The sequence below is a fragment of the Caballeronia terrestris genome, from assembly GCF_001544515.1.
Lineage (GTDB): Bacteria > Pseudomonadota > Gammaproteobacteria > Burkholderiales > Burkholderiaceae > Caballeronia > Caballeronia terrestris.
Window position 1 is genome coordinate 1 of sequence record NZ_FCOL02000544.1, and the last position, 822, is coordinate 822.

The 822-nt window shown below is 54.5% G+C and carries 1 protein-coding gene and 1 pseudogene; one reads left to right on the forward strand and one right to left on the reverse strand.

Translation table 11 applies throughout. From position 1 onward, the window contains the following. Positions 1-110: 110 nt before the first annotated feature. Positions 111-502 (forward strand): annotated as a pseudogene (locus tag AWB67_RS38840) (flagellar hook-basal body complex protein); the annotation flags it as partial. A 75-nt stretch (positions 503-577) separates the two neighbouring features. Here AWB67_RS38840 and AWB67_RS38845 read toward each other — a convergent pair. Then, positions 578-822: DUF6130 family protein (locus tag AWB67_RS38845; RefSeq protein ID WP_235025634.1), on the reverse strand; the 245-nt coding region annotated here is incomplete at its 5' end.

Consider the following 822-nt stretch of genomic DNA (forward strand, 5'->3'; position numbering starts at 1 on the left):
ATCAAGACCATCATTCTTGATACACCTGCCTCATCCGCACGATCGCATGCGTTCTACCGCAAAAACGGATTCGCACAGATCGACAAATCCGAGGCTCCGATCCGTTACGACTATCCGGACAGGGATTCGCTCCTGTTTCGCCTCGACTGCTCGGGCAATTGACGAACTTCTCTGCGGGAGCCGATGGAATTCTAAAGGTACGTACTCAAATGGAAAAAAGCTGGCGTTGGGGCAAATTGTCCTTGCTACCTTCAACAACCAAAATGGACCTGTCAACCTCGGAAGCAACGTCTATGCACAGTCCGCCGCATCCGGCGTGTTTCAGGCCTCCGTACCGGGATCGACCAATCACGGCAGCCTCCAGGGAGGTGCCGTCGAGAACTCGAATGTCGACCTGACCAATGAACTCATCAATTTGATTGCGACCCAGCGCAACTATCAAGCGAATTCGCAGACGATCAATACACAGCAGGCCGTAGATCAGACGATCATCAACCTCTAGTCGTCTGGCGAATCAGCGAGGGACGACGTAGTGGTGCGAGTAGATACCTCCAGTTCGTTCAGCCGCCACCGTCTCTCACTTGGCTTTCGGTCTTGAAAATTGCCGGGGTACGACAAAGTTGACGACACTGCTGTCGACGGTCTCATGATTTGCGTCGACAAGTTCGACCAGCACCTTGTGAGGTCCTACAGGAAGTCCCACGATGATCAGCGGTTCGCCGCTCGCGTCCGCCCAATGCCACGGAGCGTCGTCGACGGTCACATGAATGTGCCCGATGCGTGGCGAGTCATCAAGCGCTTTGGGACCGAATACAGGAACGA